This is a genomic window from Pedobacter sp. Leaf250 (assembly GCF_920984735.1).
GTDB lineage: Bacteria > Bacteroidota > Bacteroidia > Sphingobacteriales > Sphingobacteriaceae > Pedobacter.
In genome coordinates, this window is sequence record NZ_CAKLBU010000013.1 from 74,911 (window position 1) to 93,676 (window position 18,766).

Here is an 18,766-nt window from a genome sequence, read left to right on the forward strand (position 1 = left end):
GGTTAAAATATGCAGGTAGAAAAGAGAGTTGCAACCCTAGTTGAGGAAAAAATTGCAGATCGACCAGAACTGTTTTTGGTTGAAGTGAAAATGTTGCCAAACAATAAATTAATTATTCATGTTGATGGCGATGAAGGTATTAGCATACAGGATTGTGTAGCCATAAGCAGGCATGTTGGTTTTCATTTGGAAGAAGAAAACGTAATTGAGCAAGCTTATAATTTAGAAGTTTCTTCGCCAGGTGTTGGTGAGCCGTTGAAGTTAAATCGCCAGTATGTTAAAAATATCGGGCGTACTTTGAGCATCAAATTAAACGGCGGTGTTAAAAAAGAAGGTAAACTTTTATCAGTTACAGAAAATAACCTACTGATTGAAGAATCGGTTAAAGAAAAAGGGAAAAAAGCGGCTACAGTGCAAACAGAAGTGCCGTTTAATGATATATTAGAAACCAGTGTGTTAATTTCTTTTAAATAAAAATGAGTACTACAACAATTAATTTGATCGACTCTTTTCAGGAGTTTAAGGATTTTAAAAATATAGATCGCCCAACGGTGATCAGTGTGTTGGAAGAAGTTTTTCGTAGTATGTTGCGTAAAAAATACGGAACAGACGAGAACTGTGACGTAATTGTGAATCCTGACAACGGGGATTTGGAGATCTGGAGAACAAGAAGAGTAATGGAGGATGGGTTTTCTGAAGATGATGATTTGGAAATTGAACTTGCTGAAGTTTCTAAGTTAGATAGCACTTTGGAAGTTGGTGATGATTACATCGAACAAATTACATTAGAGAGTTTTGGGCGCAGAGCGATTTTAGCGGCTCGCCAAACTTTGGTTTCTAAAGTATTGGAGTTAGAAAAAGACGAAATCTTCAAAAAATATAAAGACCGTGTGGGTGAAATTATCACTGGCGAGGTTTATCAGGTTTGGAAAAAAGAAACTTTGGTTTTAGATGATGAAGGTAATGAGCTTTTAATGCCTAAAACGGAGCAGATTCCTGCTGATTATTTCAAAAAGGGAGATTCGGTAAGAGCTGTGATCTCTAAAGTAGAAATGATCAATGCGAACCCAAAAATTATTATTTCAAGAACTGCACCTGAATTTTTACAGCGCTTGTTCGAGCTTGAGGTTCCAGAGATTTTTGACGGTTTAATTACTGTTAAGAAAATCGTTCGTGAACCTGGAGAACGTGCTAAAGTTGCGGTAGAATCTTACGATGATCGTATTGATCCGGTAGGTGCTTGCGTAGGTATGAAAGGGTCTCGTATCCATGGTATCGTTCGCGAATTGAAAAACGAAAATATTGATGTGATTAACTTCACAAATAACATTTCATTATACATTACCCGTGCTTTAAGCCCGGCAAAAATCACCTCTATTAAATTGGATGATGAAACTAAACATGCATCAGTTTACTTAAAACCTGATCAGGTTTCATTAGCTATCGGACGTGGCGGACACAATATCAAATTAGCTGGAAAATTAACTGGCTATGAAATTGATGTATATCGCGAAGCTGGAGAAGAAAGTGACGAAGATGTGGATCTAGAAGAATTCTCAGATGAGATTGATAGCTGGATCATTGATGAATTAAAGGCTATCGGTTGCGATACTGCTAAGAGTGTTTTGGCACTTACAGTAGAAGATTTGGTAAAACGCACCGACTTAGAAGAAGAAACCATTAAAGAAGTGGTTCAGATTTTACAGTCAGAATTTGAATAAGTGGTGTAATTGCCAAATAAACACTACTTTTGTATTATTAAGAAAAAATAACAGGAGCTAAATGTCAGACGACAAACCAATCATTTTAATTAAAGCTATTAAAGAACTTAATATAGGCATGGGTACGGCCGTTGAGTTTTTAAACAAAAAGGGATTCTCTGCCGAGAAAAGCCCTATGTTTAAACTTACGGGAGACATGTATGATGCCTTATTGAAAGAGTATCAGGGAGATAAGATCGTAAGAGAAGAAGCCAAACAAATAGTGATTGGTAAAATACGTCGTGACGAGCCTGAGACTGAAAAGCCAGTAGAAGCGCCGAAGAAAAATATCGACTTTGAAAAAAGCGATGAGATTCTGATTAAGAATGCTCAGTCATTTAATCCTCCGGCAGAGAAACCAAAGGCTATTGAAACTCCAGCACCTAAGGTAGAAACTCCTGCTCCTGCGGCAGCAGAGCCTGTGAAAGAAGCAAAAACAGTAGATAAAACTGAAGAAAGTGGTTTGCCAGGTGTGAAAATTGTTGGAAAGATCGATTTAAATGATCTTAACTCAAAAACACGTCCTGTTAAAAAGGAAGAAGCACCTGTAACTCCACCTGCACCAGTAGCTAAAGTTGAGGAGCCAGCTAAACCAGTTGAGCAGCCGAAAGCAGAAGAAAAACCAGTTGAGGCTAAGAAGGAAGAAGCCCCTGTTGTTCAAACGCCAGTTCAAGCTTCACCTCCAGCAGCGAAAGCAGAAACGCCAGCTAAACCAGTTGAGCAACCGAAAGTAGAAGAAAAACCTGCTGAAGTTAAACCTGCTACTAACGAACCGGAAGTAATGAAGGCTCGTACTGTTAAATTAACTGGTCCGAATATTATTGGTAAAATTGTATTACCAACTACTCCAGATAGAAGAAACGGTCCGGTTGCATCTTCAAGTGATAGTGAAGCAGCAAAACGCAAACGTAAACGCAAAAAAGCTCCGGGAGCTCCGGGTCAACCAGGGCAACATGGTGGTCAAGGTCAGCAAGGGCAAAACCCAGCAGGCCAAGGTCAAGGTGGAGCACCAGGACAGCCTCGTCAACCTTATCAAGGTAACAGACCAGGTGGCGGTACACCATACCAGGGTAACAGGCCAGCCGGACAGGGTGGTACTCCTTACCAAGGAAATAGAAATAATAACAGACCAGGTTTCCAAAATAGAAATGCTACACCTAGCGGACCTAAAGAAGAACCTACTGAGAAAGAAATTCAAGATCAGATTAAAGCAACACTTGCTCGTTTAAGTGGAGCAGGTAAATCTGGTAAATTTGCGCAACGTGCTAAGTTGCGTCGTCAGAAACGTGATGATGTCGCTTATAATGCAGAAGAAGCAGCAAACGAACTTGAATCTCAATCAAAAATATTAAAAGTAACAGAATTTGTTACGGCGAATGAGTTGGCGAGTATGATGGATGTTCAGGTAACCAAAATTATTGGTACTTGTATGAGTCTTGGCATGTTCGTATCAATCAACCAACGTTTAGATGCTGAAACTTTAACTATTGTTGCTGATGAGTTTGGATACGAAATTCAATTCGTTAAACCAGATGAAGACGAAGAAAACGTTATTGAAGAAGTTGATGACGAAGCAGATTTAATCGAAAGAGCGCCGGTTGTTACAATTATGGGTCACGTCGATCACGGTAAAACCTCATTGCTGGATTATATCCGTAAAGCAAATGTGGTTGCTGGTGAGGCAGGGGGTATTACACAGCACATTGGTGCATACATGGTGACTACACCTTCAGGAAAAAAAGTTACATTTTTAGATACACCAGGTCACGAAGCCTTTACAGCGATGCGTGCCCGGGGTGCTAAAGTTGCTGATATTGCCATTATTGTGGTTGCTGCGGATGATGCGGTGATGCCTCAAACAAAAGAGGCAATTAACCATGCGCAGGCGGCAGGTGTACCATTGGTATTCGCTTTTACTAAAGTAGATAAGCCAGGTGCAAATGCAGATAAAGTTCGTGAGCAATTATCAGTAATGAACATTTTGGTTGAAGATTGGGGTGGTAAATATCAATCACAAGAAATCTCAAGCAAAAGTGGTTTAAACGTAGATTTGCTTTTAGATAAAGTATTATTAGAAGCTGAATTATTAGAATTAAAAGCTAATCCAAATAAGAGAGCTACAGGTTCGGTTATTGAATCAGCATTAGATAAAGGTCGTGGTATTGTAACTACAGTATTGGTTCAGGCTGGTACCTTGAGAGTTGGAGATCCAATTTTGGCAGGTAGTTATAGTGGACGTGTTAAAGCGTTAACGAACGAACGTGGTCAAAAGGTTGAATCTGCTGGTCCATCACAACCTGTACAGGTTTTAGGTATGCAGGGCGCACCAACTGCTGGTGACCGTTTCAATGCTTTAGAAAGCGAAACTGAAGCACGTGATATTGCAAACAAACGTATGCAGTTACAACGTGAGCAAGGTTTACGTACGCAAAAACACATTACCTTGGATGAGATTGGTCGTCGTTTGGCTATTGGAAACTTTAAAGAACTTAACATCATTGTTAAAGGTGATGTGGATGGTTCAATCGAGGCATTAGCCGATTCACTATTGAAGCTTTCTACCGAGCAAATCCAAATCAATATCATTAGTAAAGGTGTTGGTCAGATTTCAGAATCTGATGTATTGTTAGCTTCGGCTTCTGATGCGATTATTATCGGTTTCCAGGTTCGTCCATCAACAGGTGCACGGAAGTTAGCTGAAGCAGAGCAAATTGATATCCGTTTATATTCTATCATCTACGATGCGATCAATGAGATTAAATCGGCAATGGAAGGTATGTTGGATCCAGAATTTGAAGAGAAAATCGTGGCTAACGTAGAGATTCGCGAAACGTTCAAAATCACTAAAGTGGGTACCATTGCAGGTTGTATGGTATTGGATGGTAAAATTACCCGTAACAGCAAAATCCGTATCGTTAGAGATGGTGTTGTGGTTTACACAGGTGAGTTGGCATCATTAAAACGCTTTAAAGATGATGTGAAAGAGGTAAATAAAGGTTACGAGTGTGGTCTAAACATTCAAAACTTTAATAACATTGAAGTTGGAGATATCGTAGAAGCTTACGAACAAGTTGAAGTAGCTAGAAAACTGTAATATTTTACATACAAAAATGTTAAAGAGTCTCGAATTTATTCGGGACTCTTTTTTTTTAATTGATATTTGCTGAATCAACTACCTATTTTATTAATGAATACTGAATTACAACAGACGGCTCAACCTGCAAAAAAGAATTTTAATTTTATTGATACCATTCGCTGTATTTCAATGATGGGAATAGTATTTGAGCACTGTTCTGTATTTTGGGGATTTAGTTATGCCAGCAAAGTCGATACCTTTATTGAGGTTTCCATTATGCAATTTCTGAAGTTCGCAACTATCGCTTTCTTTTTAATTAGTGGTTTCCTGATTAATCATAAATTTCAAGAATATACTCCTCTAGAATACCTTAAAAATCGATTTAAAAATACCATCAAACCTTGGATAATCTGGGTTCTAATATTTGTATTCTTAGATATTGTAGATCGGCTTGTTGCATTTAGTAAAGGGAGTGATGATCGAATTGCTACGCAAACTTTATCTTACATAGGAATGGATTTTGTTGATACCATTTTCTTTACCAGTTACTGGTTTATACTAAATTTTCTAATCTGTATTGCAATATTGCTCTTATTTAAGAAGTATTTGTATAAAGTTTGGTTTGGTGTAATACTAGGTTTAGTGTCAATTGTTTATAGTCTCAACTTGTATCACAATTGGTTTATGACACAACATTCAACAGCACTTTTTGGATTCGTGTTTTACCTTTGGCTTGGCGTTTATCTGAATCGGAACTTTGATCAGCTACAGAAATGGATTGCTCGTACTCCCATTTATGTTTTTATTATCATTACCCTAACGCTTCTTGTTGCATCCAATGTCGAAGCAATACACCTTATAAAATTAGGAAATGATGATCCTTACAATACATTAAAAATTACTAATATTTTATATTCACTTGGTGCATTTTTGCTTTTGCTAAAAATTGGAAACATTCCATTTTTACAAAAGAAATTCGATCCAAGAAATACAACATTTGGTATTTATTTGGTGCACTCGGTGGTAATTAGTAGATTACTTCCACTCATTTTTACGCCACTTAAATTAGATTACAAGCAATATTCTGTATGGACGAATGGAGGAATAACTTTGCTGAAATTTTTATTCGTTTATTTTATCAGTTTTTGGCTGACTAAATTATTGCTTAAAACCAGAGGGAAGTGGATTGTTGGACGATAATTTGTTATTCAAATTTTTTATATTTCTCCACATGATCTTCTAAACCAGAAATTTTATACTTTTCAATTTCTCTATCTAAATGGCCGTACTGCTTTGCATAGTAAGGACCACAGGCATGAAAGCAGTAGGAGTTTTTGATTAAGCCATATTTAAGGTGCAAATATTTTGAGAATAAAAAAGATAATAACCCATCTTCACTAACTTTCATATTTACTTTAGCAAATAAGAACTTGAATAAAATTTTACGATAATCTTTTTTTCTAAAACAAGCACACCATCCTCCAGCGGGTCCAAATTCCATTACTTTATCACCTTTAGTTTCTTCAGTATACAATTCTATTGGAGGCTTAGCGCCATCTGTAAATTCATTTTGAATTACGTTCAATGCAATAAATCCATAATCAGTGAATGTGGTCATGTAATCGAGAAACAATGCATCTAGGTTTGCTGGGAAATCAAGTACATCATCATCAATAATTACTACATATTCTCCTCTTGTATGAAAAAACAATCTCTTATAAGCATTTAAGCCATAATTTTTGCTTCTTGTAATTACCCTTATGTTTTTGTTTTTTTTGTATTCTTTTAAAATTTGAGGAGTTTCGTCTGTAGAGCCATTATCCATTATAACGACTTCATATGAATGTGCTCCGCTAATACTTTTTAATAATGCGGGAATACACTTTTCTAAAAACTTGTACCTATTCCAAGTTAAAATAACAAAACTGAATTTCATTATAGTGAGTTGATTTGGTTGATCTCTGATGAATAAATTTTTCTTACATGATTTAGCTCACTAAAGAAGCTCTTGCGATCAAGATAAAAAAGGATTGAATTGTATTGGAGCAAAAATAGGAAAAAAGAAACACCTTTTTTACCAAGACTGTAATTGTATAAAATGTTATAAATTTTATTGATTAGGCGAGCATTCTTCGCATATTTAAATTGTGCTAAATGTTTTATCCATTCTAAATCGTAAGTGAAGTATTTATTCCCAGGTAATGTTTTTTGTTTTTCTTCTGCTGTTGAATGGGAATTAGTGACATTACTATCATGTTTCCTATAGTGTACAAGAATATTTGGAATGTATTTTATTTTGCCAACACTTGCTGCAACGTATGCAATCCACCAATCGTAATAAAATCTTTCATCAAATGGAAAAATATAATCTTTCAACTCTTTTCTGAATAAACTAGCATGCCCTGAAACCGAATTTTTTGTGAGGAAGTATAAATTGCAATTTCCAGAATGGATTCTGGTTTCAGTAGACATTTTTTGATTACTTAATTTTTTATCATCTACGTCGATTAAATGCGAATCGTGATAAATAAGAATGTTATCTTCAATTTCTTTATATAAAATTTCAATTTTATTAAGCTCCCATAAATCGTCCTGATCGCTAATGGCTATAAAATCTCCGGAGCAAAGTTTTATAGCTTTCTCGAAATTTTTCACAAAACCAAGATTTTGATCATTGATAATTGCTTTGAAAAAAGAATACTTTTCTTCGTATTCTTTTAAAATTTTAAATGTCCCATCTTTTGATTGATCATCTAATGCAATAATTTCAAGGTTTGGGTATGTTTGTAAAACTAAGGTATCTAATTGTTTGCGAAGATATGTTTCACCATTATAGGTGCAAAGTGCAATGGAAATAAGCGGGAAAGTATTATTCATGTAGTTTAAGGTAGTGATCTATTTTAACTGCTCTTATTATAGAACGGTGGTTTTTTGGAAAACGCTACTTTACGGGCATAGTTTATTTTACTGGTTAAGCTTTTTTTCTTGCTGATGATATAGAATATCTGGTCGTAATAATGGATTAAGAATAAAAATAACCTTAATCGGCTTTTACCAAATTGAATATCATAAAATAATTTATAAGCTTTTTTTATCAATTGGGGTTGTTTGTTTGCGCTAAATTTACTGCACTTTTCTACCCAATCAATATCGATTGCAATTCTATTTGTTGGCTCAATAACAACTCGTTTCTCTTTTAAATTCAGATTATCCGTAATGCTTAAATCATGCTGGCGATAGTGAACCAAAATATGATCCAGGTATTTTACAGAACCAATATTGAATGCCACATAGGCTAACCACCAGTCATGGTAAAATCTTTTATCAAAAGGAAGTAGATACGGAACAAGTTTTATAGAGAACATTGCAGCATGACCGGATATGCAATTTGATAAAATAAATGGCAAAGCACTATATCCTTGATACATATTATACCGACTAGACATGCTTTGAAAACCTATTTTATCTCCCTCATCGTTAATAAAATCAGAGTCGTGGTAAATTAAAATGCTATCATTAATATTTTTTACTAACTGCTCAATTTTATCTAATTCCCAAATATCATCCTGATCGCAGAGGCAGATATATTCTCCTTTGCATAACGTAATGGCCTTCTCGAAATTTTTAGTGTATCCTAAATTCATCTCATTTTGATGAAAAGAAAGCTTTATATTATTGTAAGAAAGGCAGATTTTTTCTGTATCATCAGCCGAGCAATCATCAACTATAATGATTTCTATTTTTTGATAAGTTTGATTTATTAAACTATCAAGTTGCTCCCTGAGATAGGTTTGACCATTATAAGTGCATAAAGCAATAGAAACTAAAGGAAGCTCTAAATCCATCATTGATCCTTGTCCTTTAATACATACCGCTTCTTATGAAAAAAAATTTTGTAATACTGCCTCACAAAAAACTTAACAGGTTGCAAATTGTAAAGCCAGGCCGTAAACCAATTGCCCGAAATGTAGAAACGAGTAATAGTGGTAGTTAAAAAGCGGCTGCGAAAGGCATGTTCATATTTGGTTATAAATTCTTTTCTAAGCTTGTGGAAAGTATGGTCGGCATTTCCATCGCTTTTATGAATGATATTAAAATCAATAATATAGGAATTGAAGCCCAAAACATCTGCAATCAAACACAGATCTGTTCCGTATAAATGAAAACCAGAAAGATTATGAGAAAGCACCAAATTTGCGCTATTCTTTACTATCATAAGGTTTTCATCAACAGTTTTGGTTTTAAGCGGCAAACGTTTTTCTTTAATCCTATTTCCAGATCCTTGAGTTAAATTTGTAGCTATCCATTTAAAATTAATTCCACCAGCATTGGCCAATAAAGCCCAGTTTGGATCATTTTTTTCAATCTCTTGGATCTTTTTATCTAAATGATTTCTATCGTGGTCATGAATGATAATATCCTGATGGCATAAAATGATGTATTTTCCTTTTGCTTGTTGCAGAAAATGATTTAAGCCTTTAAAAGCTTCGAATGTACACTGACTAGAATTGTCGATATAGAGATATTCACAACTTTTTTCATCAAAACCTTTTTGAAGAAAAGAACTGAGCATTTCCTCATATTCTGCTTTTCGTGTTACAAGAGTACAAATTGAATATTCAAACTCATAATTTGTAGCTGTAATAGAACGGGCGATATTTAAAGTACTGCTCATCTGCTAATCAACAAAAGCCTGCATATCAATTAAACGTTTGTAAAGCCCACTTTGGTTCATCAGATCGCTGTGCGTACCTGTTTCAACTACATGTCCTTTATCAATCACCACGATTTGATCTGCGTGCTGTATTGTGCTTAAACGGTGGGCAATTACGATTGAAGTGCGGTTTTTCATTAAATTATTCAAAGCTTCCTGGACTAACTTTTCTGATTCTGTATCCAAGGCAGATGTAGCTTCATCGAGTAACATAATTGGAGGATTTGCCAAAACTGCACGAGCTATACATACACGCTGTCTTTGTCCGCCCGATAACCTATTGCCTCTATCGCCTACAAAAGATTGATATCCGTTTTCAGTATTCTCAATAAAATCGTGCGCATTTGCAATTTTAGCCGCAGCAATAACTTCTTCCATTGTTGCATCAGGTTTTGCGAAAGCTATGTTGTTAAAAATGGTATCATTAAAAAGAAACGATTCTTGATTAACAGTTCCCATTTGCGCCCTAATACTTTCTACTGTCAGATCTTTATAGTCGTTACCATCTATAAGGATTTTTCCAGACTTGGGATCGTGAAAGCGGGGAATTAAATCCATAAGCGTACTTTTTCCGCCGCCAGATGGACCGACCAATGCTATCGTTTTTCCCTTTTCGATATTGAAATTAATTGAATTTAAGATTGCTTTTTCGCCATAGCTGAAAGAAACGTTTTCAAATCTGATTGCGTTTTTAAATCCACTTAACACTTTAGCATCAGGTGCATTAACTAATAATGGTTTGGTGTCAATTAAATCCAAAACACGCTCGCCTGCGGCAATACCAGAATGAATACCACTGAATGAATCGGCGAGTGCCTTAACGGGCTGCATTACTTGTGAGAAAGTGGCTATATAAACCAAAAATTTTGACGGCGTCAAGTCTCCTTGCCCGGTCAAAATCATTGTTCCCCCGTAAAGCACTATAAAAACAACCACAAAAACGCCAAGTGTTTGCGAAACCGGCGAGGCCAGTTGCTGTCGCCTTGCCATTTTTCGATTTAAAAAAGAATAAAATTTATTCTCTTCATCGAATTTATCTTTAATTCGTGGTGTGGCGTTAAAGGCTTTAATAATTTTTATTCCACTTAACGATTCATCTAAAAATCCTAGCATTTTTGCGAAAGATTCATGAGATTCTTTTGCTTGATGCTTCAATCTTTTAACAATTTTACTGATGATAAATCCAGAAATTGGAATAACCAAAAGCGAAAAAAGAGTTAATTTAATTGAAATGGAAACGAGTACGCCGATGTAAAATAATAATTGTAATGGTTCTTTAAAAACAACCTGAAGTGTATTTGTAACGGTAAACTGAACTACTTGAACATCAGATGCAACCTTCGAAATAATATCGCCCTTGCGCTCATTGTTAAAGTATCCAATGTGTAAATTCATTACATTGTTGAAAACCGTTTTCCGCAGATTTAACAATGTATGCACTCTCAAATCTTCCATAAAACGCTGCGATAGATAACGGAATAAATTTGCGAGCACTACTGTAATAACAATGACAATACACACAATTTTAAGCGTTTCAGTTTTGCCATATACATCAATAGCATGCTTAATGTACTCACTAAATTTGCCCATGAAATCAATAGAAGAGCTTACTTTAGATAAGGCAGTTGGCGCATCTTTAATAAATAAGGTTTCTAATAAAGGCCCTAATAAAGTGAATAAAAAAGTATTAAAAACGATCGCAAAAATTGTTGCAATTAAATAAGGAATGGCAAACTTTTCAATTGGTTTGGCAAAAGATAATAAACGAAAATATGTTTTCATTTGCTGTAAAATGGAATATGTAAGGTGGATGATGGTTCAAGTCATCTCCAAAAAAAATCTAATATAACTTGGTAAAGGTAAGGTTTTCGATTAAACCAATCACGATTTACATATTGAAGCACTTTAAAATTACAATCGCTTAATTATTTTGTTAACAAGTGATTGATTAATAAAGCTAATAATGTCATCTAATTCGAGGTTAGAGTTATATTTGCTTTTCAAAAAAAGCAATCTTTCTTTACTTGCAGCAATTTTTGCCTTATGGTTTAAAAAATCTCTATAGCTTGCCCAGATCCAGGTTTTACCTGTGATAAGTTTTGGAATAAGTTCTGTGAAAATTTGCTGTAGTGGATACATCGTTTTTCGCCAGCCATTGAGATGAATCCCTTGTAAAATATAACGGTTTCGGTAATATATCTTTTTAATGAAGTTCGATTTAATTTGTGTTTTGGTACTTCCGCTAACATGATGGAAACAAAAGGATTGATGCTCATAATAACATTTCCATCCAACTTTCCAGGCACGTAAACTTAAATCGAAATCTTCAGATGAAAATGGTGAAAAAATTTCATCAAAGCCGCCAAGTTCTTTAAGCTTCTTTGCATCTACCAATGCATTTGCGCCAGAAAGATAAGCTGTATATATGTTTTGATCTTCAGGATTTTCATTATAGTAAAATTTATTTGCCTTAATTCGGCAGCCAGAATAGTAAAGCAATCTTGCTGAATCTTCAATTCTGCTTTCGTCGAAACTCATAATTCTGGCCATAACGCCAAAAGTATCTTTATGATCAAAATATTTCCATTGCGCTGCAAAATAATCGGGATCTAATTTGACATCAGAATTTAATAATAGTATAAGTTCATATTTAGATTCTCTTATTCCGTGATTGCAGGTAAAGGAAAAACCACGATTACTATCATTAATAAGCAGTTTAACATTTGGATACTCCGATTTTATAAAAGCTATGCTATTATCTTTTGATCCATCATCAATTACAATAATTTCAAATTCTGTTTTTGCATTTTCGGCTGCTAAAAATACCGAGGGCAAATATTTTTCTAGCAAATGCTTGCCATTATAATTGGGTATAATGATGGAAATGCTTCTCTGCATTTATTTAACAATTTTATAATTACGGTATTCGAATAAACGCAATCCAGTCAAGTCCTCAATTTTTTGCAACAACTTTCTTCTGAAATTCATTTTAGGTGTTTCCTTGGTTAAATCCTTCTCGAATTTCCAATTTGCAGCCTTTATTCTGTTGGCCATTACTGCCGGGTGTGTTCCTTTGAAATGAACCAGTCGATCAGCATTATGCATATCAAAAGTCTCCTGGACAGGATAATTTTCTTCAATCCATTCTTCAGTCTGATAAAACTGATTGAAATTTCTCACTTTACCTTGTAAGCCTTTAGGTGGTTTTACCCAACCATAATGGTAAATGTAAGCATCTATTAACTTAACTTTAAGTTTGCGATCATTTATTCGAAAACCTTGTGCATCGCGATAAGAATGAACACCAGGCAAATTCTTAATAATTCTAACCTCTCTTCTATACCAACGCCTTGATTCGGCCAGATAATCGTATGATGCGTAAAAGTGTTTGTATTTAAGCAGCAAAGCCTCCACTTGATGGTTTTTTAATTCCATCTCCATCTCTTTTTTAATTAAGGGAAGATAATCCTCACGAATGGCTTCATCGCCTTGAATGTAAATCATCCAATCGGTATCACTAGAAATGGCAGCAATGGCTTTATTGGTTTCGTCGGCGAAAACTCTACCGCCTTCCCTGATGCTTTCATCCCAAACGGTATCAACGATTTTGATTTTTGGATCGATATTTTTAACGAGTTCTGCTGTTTCATCAGTGGAGTTACCCAATGCAATTACAAACTCATCGCAAAGCGGAAGTACTGAAAGAATGGCTTCTTTAGCCGGATAATCATTTACGATTGCATTTCTTAAAAAGGTAAATCCGGTAACTTTCATTTGGGTGTGATAGATTGCTTAGGCTGGCTGTGTTCCTCGCCTCACAATAGCTATTAAAAATAAATATGTTAATTTGTACAAAGATAGTTTTATTGATGAATACCCATCTATCCATTTTAAGCGAAGTAAAGAGAGGCAATTATAAGGTTTTGGCCAGGGTACTAACCTTAGTTGAAAACGATATTGCTCCGTCAGACTTAATTTTAAAAAATTTAGAAAATAACGCTAACAAACTTGTGATAGGCATTACTGGGCCACCGGGTGCTGGTAAAAGCACATTGGTAAATGCGATTACCAATTATTTTACCGCAGCGAATAAAAGAGTGGCCATATTGGCTATTGATCCCACTTCGCCTTTTAACTTTGGTTCATTATTGGGCGATCGCATCAGGATGGCATCACAGTTTAATAACCCAAATGTGTTTATTCGTTCATTAGCCACTAGAGGTGCATTAGGTGGTATTTCGGCAAAAACCATCGAAATGGTTGATGTATTGAAAGCTTCAGATTTTGACTTAATTATTGTAGAAACGGTTGGTGTAGGTCAATCGGAAGTTGAAATTGCAGGGCTTGCCGATAAAACAATTGTGGTCTTAGTGCCAGAATCTGGCGATGAAGTGCAAAATATTAAATCAGGCCTGATGGAAATTGCAGATTACTTTGTGATTAATAAAGCTGATAGGGAAGGTGCAGATACTTTTGCAAACAATTTGAAAAAGATTGTGCATCAGGGTGCAAAATCAATACCCATACTAAAAACTGTTGCTGATAAAAATATAGGAATAGATGATTTATGCAGATGGATATTAAAACCTATTGAAACAACAAACCAGCGAAGAGAATTTCTATATGCCGAAAAGGCCTGGCGGATAATTCAAAGTCAAAAGATGATGAGCGTGGATAAAAAAAGGCTGCGAGAAGAGATTCAGGCAGCCTTAAGTGCTAATGATTTTAATATTTATCGCTTTGTAGCCGATTTTGTAGAAAAGAATTAGGCAGTCGTTTTGTTTTTTAGGTCGTTACTCCTCAGTTTTTTTAATCCCAACTTCTGGCTGTTTGATTAGACTTACGTTAACTATTCATAATGCTTTCAATCTCGTCAGCTTCAACAGGAATATCAGCCATTAAATCGATATTGCCACCAGCAGTAATCAAAATATTATTCTCTAATCGAATACCTAAACCTTCTTCAGGTATATAAATCCCAGGTTCTACTGTTAAAATATTTCCTGCAGCAAATGCCGTATATCTCCCTGCAAAATCGTGAACATCAATTCCTAAGTGGTGAGATGTACCATGCATAAAGTATTTTTTATAAGCAGGATAGTTAGCGTTCTGATTTTTAACATCAGTTGTAGAAATTAAACCTAACTTAACCAATTGCTCTGACATGATTTCCCCAACTTGCTCGTGATAAGTATTCCAAACTGTATTGTCAACAAGGAGTTTTGTAGCTTCTCTCATTACATGCAAAACAGCGTTGTACACCTCTTTTTGTCTCGAAGTAAATCTCCCGTTTACAGGAATCGAACGGCTCATATCAGCATTGTAATTTGCGTATTCAGCACCGAAGTCGAAAAGGATTACATCTCCATCTTTACATTCCTGGTTATTGTCGTTATAGTGAAGAATGTTGGCATTGTGGCCAGATGCAATAATAGGCGTATAAGCGTGTCCGGTACCACCTTGCTTAATAAATTCATGAATAATTTCTGCCTCGATTTCATATTCTTTTACGCCAGGCTTTGTAAATTTTAAAACCCTAACAAAAGCATCACGGGTAATTGCGCAAGCTTTTTTAGTGAGTTCTATTTCCACATCAGATTTTATAGCCCTTAAACCACGCATAATTGGTGCCGAACGCTCATAATGGTGCAATGGATATTTCGAACGCATTTGTTCTATAAAACGGACATCACGGTATGGAACCGAATGTGCATATCTATCATTTTCATTTGTGTTGAGATAAATGTTATCAGCATAATGAACAATACTGTGCAAAATATTATCAAAATCTTCCAGCCAATAAATGCTTTCGACACCAGAAGCTGCTTTAGCTTGCTCTTTTGTGTATTTATAGCCTTCCCAAACCTTAATATAATCGTTGGTCTGTCTTAAAAACAGGACTTCTCTGTATAAAGGATTAGGACAATCAGGATATAGTAGTAATATTGTTTGCTCTTGATCGATCCCTGATAAATAAAATAAATCGGGATTTTGCTTGAAGATAAAATTTTGGTCACCACTTCTGGGAAACTCGTCTGCAGCATTAAAAATAGCTAAAGAATTGTTTTTAAGCTTATTAGCGAAGTTTTTTCTATTTAATATAAAAAGTGATTGATCAACTTGAGGATATTTCATAATAATAACTGTTTTAACGAGGTAATGGTCAAATGTAAGAAAATGATTAAACAGAGAGAACTTTGGAACGGAGTTTGTATAAAAGTTTGAAAATTTAAAATTTTGTTTAATTTTGCGATTACAAAAAATTAATCAATTAGATTGTTTACCCTTAAAAAGAAAAAAAGATTATGAATTATTCTACTTTAAAGAAAAGTGTTGCGCTTTCTTTAGTGGCTTTAACAGGAGTTGCTACTCTTGCTGTCGCTCAAGATGCACCTGCAACTACTTCTGGTACCAAGGTATTTGGTGGCAGAGGACAGTACAGAACCTGGTCAATTGGTTTAAACGGTGGTGTTTTAATGCCAATCGCTCCAATCAGCAGTACTAATGATTACAACAGATGGGATGTTAATTTAGGTTACGGTTTAAATATCCGTAAACAATTAGGTCATTCATTTGCATTAGAATTAAACGGTACACGTGGTAAAATCTCTGGATCAAATGATGCTACCATTTTTGGAGCTGGTTCTACAAACAGAGAATTTGAAACTGAATTACAATATGCTGTAGATTTACGCGGTGTTGTTAATTTAGGTTCTATCGATTTCTTACGTCGTGAGAATGCAGTTGGTTTCTTCTTAACTGCTGGTTATGGTTATATGGCTTATGCACCTAAAGTAACGTTAGCTAACGGTACAGTTATCGATTCTAAAGGTAACAATGGTGGTAATGCTGATAACGGTAACAACGTAACTAAATCAGGTGACAGATCTGATTATGCTAAAGGTTTCTACATTCCAGTAGGTGCTGGTGTTAAATTCAAAGTGTCTGAGCGTGTTAACTTTAACTTAGGTTACACTATGAACTTTGTTGATGCTGATAACTTAGATGGAACTTATGCAAAAGGTACTTCACAAGATAAATTCTCTTACGGATATGCTGGATTAGAATTCTCTTTAGGTTCTTCTGCAAAACCAAGTTTAGAATGGTCTAACCCATTGGCTACTATGTATGATGAGTTAAAAGATCCTACTTTACGTCAAGAAGTTGAAGCGTTGAAAAACCGTGTATCTAATGTAGAAAAATCTGTTGAAGATTTGAAAAAAGATACTGATGGTGATGGTGTTGCTGATCAATTCGACAAATGCCCAGGAACTCCTGCAGGTACTGCTGTTGATGGTTCAGGATGTCCACTTCCTAAATTCCAAGCTGATTCTACTCAGAACTCTAATGTAACTGGTTTCGAAAAAATCGGTTTCGATTTCAACTCATCAGTTTTAAAAACTGAAGCTTATCCAACTTTAGATAAATTATCTTCAGTGTTACGTGAAAACGGTGGTAAAGTAACTGTAAACGGTTACGCTTCAAGCGAAGGTACTGCTGCATATAACTTGAAATTATCTAAAGACAGAGCTAATTCTGTTAAAACTTACTTAGTAAACTCTGGTGTTAACGCTAGTCAAGTTGCTACTAAAGGTTTAGGCGAAGCTAATCCAATTGCTTCTAACGATACTGAAGAAGGTCGTATCCAAAACCGTCGTGTTGAAACTGCTAGAAACTAGTCTTTCAATATAAAGTTTAAAAAAAAGTCCCGATGAAAATCGGGACTTTTTTTATGCCTTTTAATTTCCTGTATTAAGCTTTTTATCTAAGTTTGTAGTATGTACTTCTTCAGGAAAAGAGACCCAAATAGGCCAAATAATATCAATATTAAAATTATGCATTTCATTAATGCATTGGCTATAACCATTTTTCTGGCAGGTATAATCTATAAAGTCATTCAGTGGCTTACTAAATAACATTAAATTTTATGAAACAAATCATCACTACTACAAATGCTCCAGCGCCAATTGGACCATATAGCCAAGCTGTACAAGCGGGAAATTTTTTATTCGTATCTGGTCAGGTTGCTATTAATCCTGAAAGTGGTGAATTAAATATTCCAAATATTGAAGAGGAAACCCACCAGGTAATGCGAAATTTAAAGGCAGTACTTCTGGAAGCAGGATTATCTTTTGATCATGTTGTAAAATCTACTATTTTTTTAACCGACATGGGCACTTTTACTCAGGTAAATGAAATTTATGGGCAATATTTTACAGCTGATTTTCCTGCCCGAGAAACAGTTCAAGTTTCAGTATTACCTAAAAATGTGAATGTAGAAATCTCTGTGATTGCCATTGTAGGATAATTTTGGCAAGCAGTAAAAGTAAATATTTCGTAGCAGGTATTATTCCCTATATTATATGGGGTACAATGTCAATTCCCTTAAGAAACATTAAAGGATTTCCACCGCAGGAAATTTTATACTATAGAATATTTGTTTCTATTGCCGTGGTTTGGGGCATAATTTTTTTATTCAGACGCTCTGTTCTTAAAAAGGATATTCACTTTTTAAAATTATTGCCAAAAGATAAAAAGATTAGGTTATTGCTATTAACTGTTCTATCTTCTATTCTCATTACAGGAAATTGGTTTACCTATATTTATGCTGTAAACAGCGTAAGTTTAAAAGCTGCGGCTTTTGCTTACATGGTTTGCCCGTTATTAACAGCCTTGTGTGGTTTTGTTATATTAAAAGAGCAATTAACAAAAGCTAAAATTGTTGCGCTGATAATAGCTTTCGTAAGTATAATACTATTGGCAACAGGCTCAATGCATGAGGTGCTTTGGGCAATTTTAATTGCATCGTTTTACGCAGTTTATGTTATTGTTTTAAAAGTAATTAAGGATATTGATAAGTTTAATTTTTTAGGTGTTCAGTTGGTTTTGTCGGGATTGATGATGTTACCAATGTATCTAATCAATTCAAATCCATTTCCAACAGATACATTTTTCTGGTCACACATATTTCTTATAGCAATTGTATTTACTATTATTCCTTTATTCTTAAATGCTTATGCCCTTTTAGGAATGCCATCATCTGCCTTAGGGATATTGATTTACTTAAACCCAATTGTGGCGTTTACAGTAGCGTTCTTCTATTTTAAGGAGAAAATAGATGTGCACCAACTTTTCGCCTATTTGCTATTGCTGTTGTCGATCGTTATTTTTAATGCGCAATTGCTAAAAAGCATTGCTTACAAGAAAGCATAATCA

General features: G+C 35.1%; 17 protein-coding genes. 9 read left to right on the forward strand and 8 right to left on the reverse strand.

All coding sequences use genetic code 11. From position 1 onward, the window contains the following. Positions 1 to 9: 9 nt before the first annotated feature. The 4 genes from rimP (at position 10) to LUA91_RS13155 (ending at position 6,036) form a co-directional block, all read left to right on the forward strand. Positions 10 to 474, forward strand: a complete 465-nt coding sequence (rimP, locus tag LUA91_RS13140; protein ID WP_231426510.1) for a ribosome assembly cofactor RimP — start codon at positions 10 to 12, stop codon at positions 472 to 474. A 2-nt stretch (positions 475 to 476) separates the two neighbouring features. Beyond that, positions 477 to 1,721, forward strand: a complete 1,245-nt coding sequence (gene nusA, locus LUA91_RS13145) for a transcription termination factor NusA (RefSeq protein WP_231426511.1) — start codon at positions 477 to 479, stop codon at positions 1,719 to 1,721. A 61-nt stretch (positions 1,722 to 1,782) separates the two neighbouring features. Beyond that, entirely contained in the window at positions 1,783 to 4,854 is a 3,072-nt protein-coding gene (gene infB / locus LUA91_RS13150) for a translation initiation factor IF-2 (protein WP_231426512.1), read from the forward strand. A gap of 93 nt (positions 4,855 to 4,947) precedes the next feature. Further along, positions 4,948 to 6,036 (forward strand): acyltransferase, encoded by a 1,089-nt coding sequence (locus LUA91_RS13155; RefSeq protein WP_231426513.1) that lies wholly within the window; start codon positions 4,948 to 4,950, stop codon positions 6,034 to 6,036. Between the two features lie 4 nt (positions 6,037 to 6,040). Here LUA91_RS13155 and LUA91_RS13160 read toward each other — a convergent pair whose 3' ends face one another. From LUA91_RS13160 to LUA91_RS13190, 7 genes are all read right to left on the reverse strand, one after another. Further along, entirely contained in the window at positions 6,041 to 6,772 is a 732-nt protein-coding gene (locus tag LUA91_RS13160; RefSeq protein WP_231426514.1) for a glycosyltransferase, read from the reverse strand. Beyond that, a complete protein-coding gene (locus LUA91_RS13165; protein ID WP_231426515.1) occupies positions 6,772 to 7,713 on the reverse strand; it encodes a glycosyltransferase in 942 nt (313 codons plus the stop codon). The genes LUA91_RS13160 and LUA91_RS13165 overlap by 1 nt, the downstream gene beginning before the upstream one ends. Before the next feature lie 23 nt (positions 7,714 to 7,736). Next, entirely contained in the window at positions 7,737 to 8,684 is a 948-nt protein-coding gene (locus tag LUA91_RS13170; RefSeq protein WP_231426516.1) for a glycosyltransferase, read from the reverse strand. Beyond that, a complete protein-coding gene (locus LUA91_RS13175) occupies positions 8,681 to 9,511 on the reverse strand; it encodes a hypothetical protein (RefSeq protein ID WP_231426517.1) in 831 nt (276 codons plus the stop codon). The genes LUA91_RS13170 and LUA91_RS13175 overlap by 4 nt, the downstream gene beginning before the upstream one ends. A 3-nt stretch (positions 9,512 to 9,514) precedes the next feature. Beyond that, the gene (locus tag LUA91_RS13180) at positions 9,515 to 11,332 is read right to left on the reverse strand and encodes an ABC transporter ATP-binding protein (protein WP_231426518.1); all 1,818 of its coding nucleotides are present in this window, start codon (positions 11,330 to 11,332) and stop codon (positions 9,515 to 9,517) included. A gap of 129 nt (positions 11,333 to 11,461) precedes the next feature. Next, positions 11,462 to 12,448 (reverse strand): glycosyltransferase family 2 protein, encoded by a 987-nt coding sequence (locus LUA91_RS13185; RefSeq protein ID WP_231426519.1) that lies wholly within the window; start codon positions 12,446 to 12,448, stop codon positions 11,462 to 11,464. Continuing rightward, positions 12,449 to 13,324: a glycosyltransferase family 2 protein gene (locus tag LUA91_RS13190; RefSeq protein WP_231426520.1), complete on the reverse strand. Its 876-nt coding sequence runs from the start codon at positions 13,322 to 13,324 to the stop codon at positions 12,449 to 12,451. A 95-nt stretch (positions 13,325 to 13,419) separates the two neighbouring features. Between LUA91_RS13190 and meaB the strand changes: the two genes are divergently transcribed. Continuing rightward, entirely contained in the window at positions 13,420 to 14,319 is a 900-nt protein-coding gene (meaB, locus tag LUA91_RS13195; protein ID WP_231426521.1) for a methylmalonyl Co-A mutase-associated GTPase MeaB, read from the forward strand. A 76-nt stretch (positions 14,320 to 14,395) separates the two neighbouring features. Here meaB and LUA91_RS13200 read toward each other — a convergent pair whose 3' ends face one another. Further along, positions 14,396 to 15,685: an aminopeptidase P family protein gene (locus LUA91_RS13200; protein ID WP_231426522.1), complete on the reverse strand. Its 1,290-nt coding sequence runs from the start codon at positions 15,683 to 15,685 to the stop codon at positions 14,396 to 14,398. A 170-nt stretch (positions 15,686 to 15,855) separates the two neighbouring features. Here LUA91_RS13200 and LUA91_RS13205 point away from each other — a divergent pair, with 170 nt between their 5' ends. From LUA91_RS13205 to LUA91_RS13215, 4 genes are all read left to right on the forward strand, one after another. Next, entirely contained in the window at positions 15,856 to 17,229 is a 1,374-nt protein-coding gene (locus LUA91_RS13205; protein WP_231426523.1) for an OmpA family protein, read from the forward strand. Positions 17,230 to 17,328: 99 nt separating this feature from the next. Continuing rightward, positions 17,329 to 17,466: a DUF6728 family protein gene (locus LUA91_RS20785; RefSeq protein WP_316796615.1), complete on the forward strand. Its 138-nt coding sequence runs from the start codon at positions 17,329 to 17,331 to the stop codon at positions 17,464 to 17,466. An 11-nt stretch (positions 17,467 to 17,477) separates the two neighbouring features. Next, positions 17,478 to 17,858: a RidA family protein gene (locus LUA91_RS13210; RefSeq protein WP_231426524.1), complete on the forward strand. Its 381-nt coding sequence runs from the start codon at positions 17,478 to 17,480 to the stop codon at positions 17,856 to 17,858. 2 nt (positions 17,859 to 17,860) lie between these two features. Beyond that, positions 17,861 to 18,763 (forward strand): EamA family transporter, encoded by a 903-nt coding sequence (locus LUA91_RS13215; protein ID WP_255717811.1) that lies wholly within the window; start codon positions 17,861 to 17,863, stop codon positions 18,761 to 18,763. The last annotated feature ends 3 nt before the right edge of the window (positions 18,764 to 18,766 follow it).

Bases quoted from the DNA above. Each gene is read 5' to 3' on its own strand.
- rimP (WP_231426510.1), top strand. From the start codon at position 10: ATGCAGGTAGAAAAGAGAGTTGCAACCCTAGTTGAGGAAAAAATTGCA.
- LUA91_RS20785 (WP_316796615.1), top strand. From the start codon at position 17,329: ATGTACTTCTTCAGGAAAAGAGACCCAAATAGGCCAAATAATATCAAT.
- infB (WP_231426512.1), top strand. From the start codon at position 1,783: ATGTCAGACGACAAACCAATCATTTTAATTAAAGCTATTAAAGAACTT.
- nusA (WP_231426511.1), top strand. From the start codon at position 477: ATGAGTACTACAACAATTAATTTGATCGACTCTTTTCAGGAGTTTAAG.
- LUA91_RS13175 (WP_231426517.1), bottom strand. From the start codon at position 9,511: ATGAGCAGTACTTTAAATATCGCCCGTTCTATTACAGCTACAAATTAT.
- LUA91_RS13210 (WP_231426524.1), top strand. From the start codon at position 17,478: ATGAAACAAATCATCACTACTACAAATGCTCCAGCGCCAATTGGACCA.
- LUA91_RS13180 (WP_231426518.1), bottom strand. From the start codon at position 11,332: ATGAAAACATATTTTCGTTTATTATCTTTTGCCAAACCAATTGAAAAG.
- LUA91_RS13155 (WP_231426513.1), top strand. From the start codon at position 4,948: ATGAATACTGAATTACAACAGACGGCTCAACCTGCAAAAAAGAATTTT.
- meaB (WP_231426521.1), top strand. From the start codon at position 13,420: ATGAATACCCATCTATCCATTTTAAGCGAAGTAAAGAGAGGCAATTAT.
- LUA91_RS13170 (WP_231426516.1), bottom strand. From the start codon at position 8,684: ATGATGGATTTAGAGCTTCCTTTAGTTTCTATTGCTTTATGCACTTAT.
- LUA91_RS13165 (WP_231426515.1), bottom strand. From the start codon at position 7,713: ATGAATAATACTTTCCCGCTTATTTCCATTGCACTTTGCACCTATAAT.
- LUA91_RS13200 (WP_231426522.1), bottom strand. From the start codon at position 15,685: ATGAAATATCCTCAAGTTGATCAATCACTTTTTATATTAAATAGAAAA.
- LUA91_RS13185 (WP_231426519.1), bottom strand. From the start codon at position 12,448: ATGCAGAGAAGCATTTCCATCATTATACCCAATTATAATGGCAAGCAT.
- LUA91_RS13190 (WP_231426520.1), bottom strand. From the start codon at position 13,324: ATGAAAGTTACCGGATTTACCTTTTTAAGAAATGCAATCGTAAATGAT.
- LUA91_RS13205 (WP_231426523.1), top strand. From the start codon at position 15,856: ATGAATTATTCTACTTTAAAGAAAAGTGTTGCGCTTTCTTTAGTGGCT.
- LUA91_RS13160 (WP_231426514.1), bottom strand. From the start codon at position 6,772: ATGAAATTCAGTTTTGTTATTTTAACTTGGAATAGGTACAAGTTTTTA.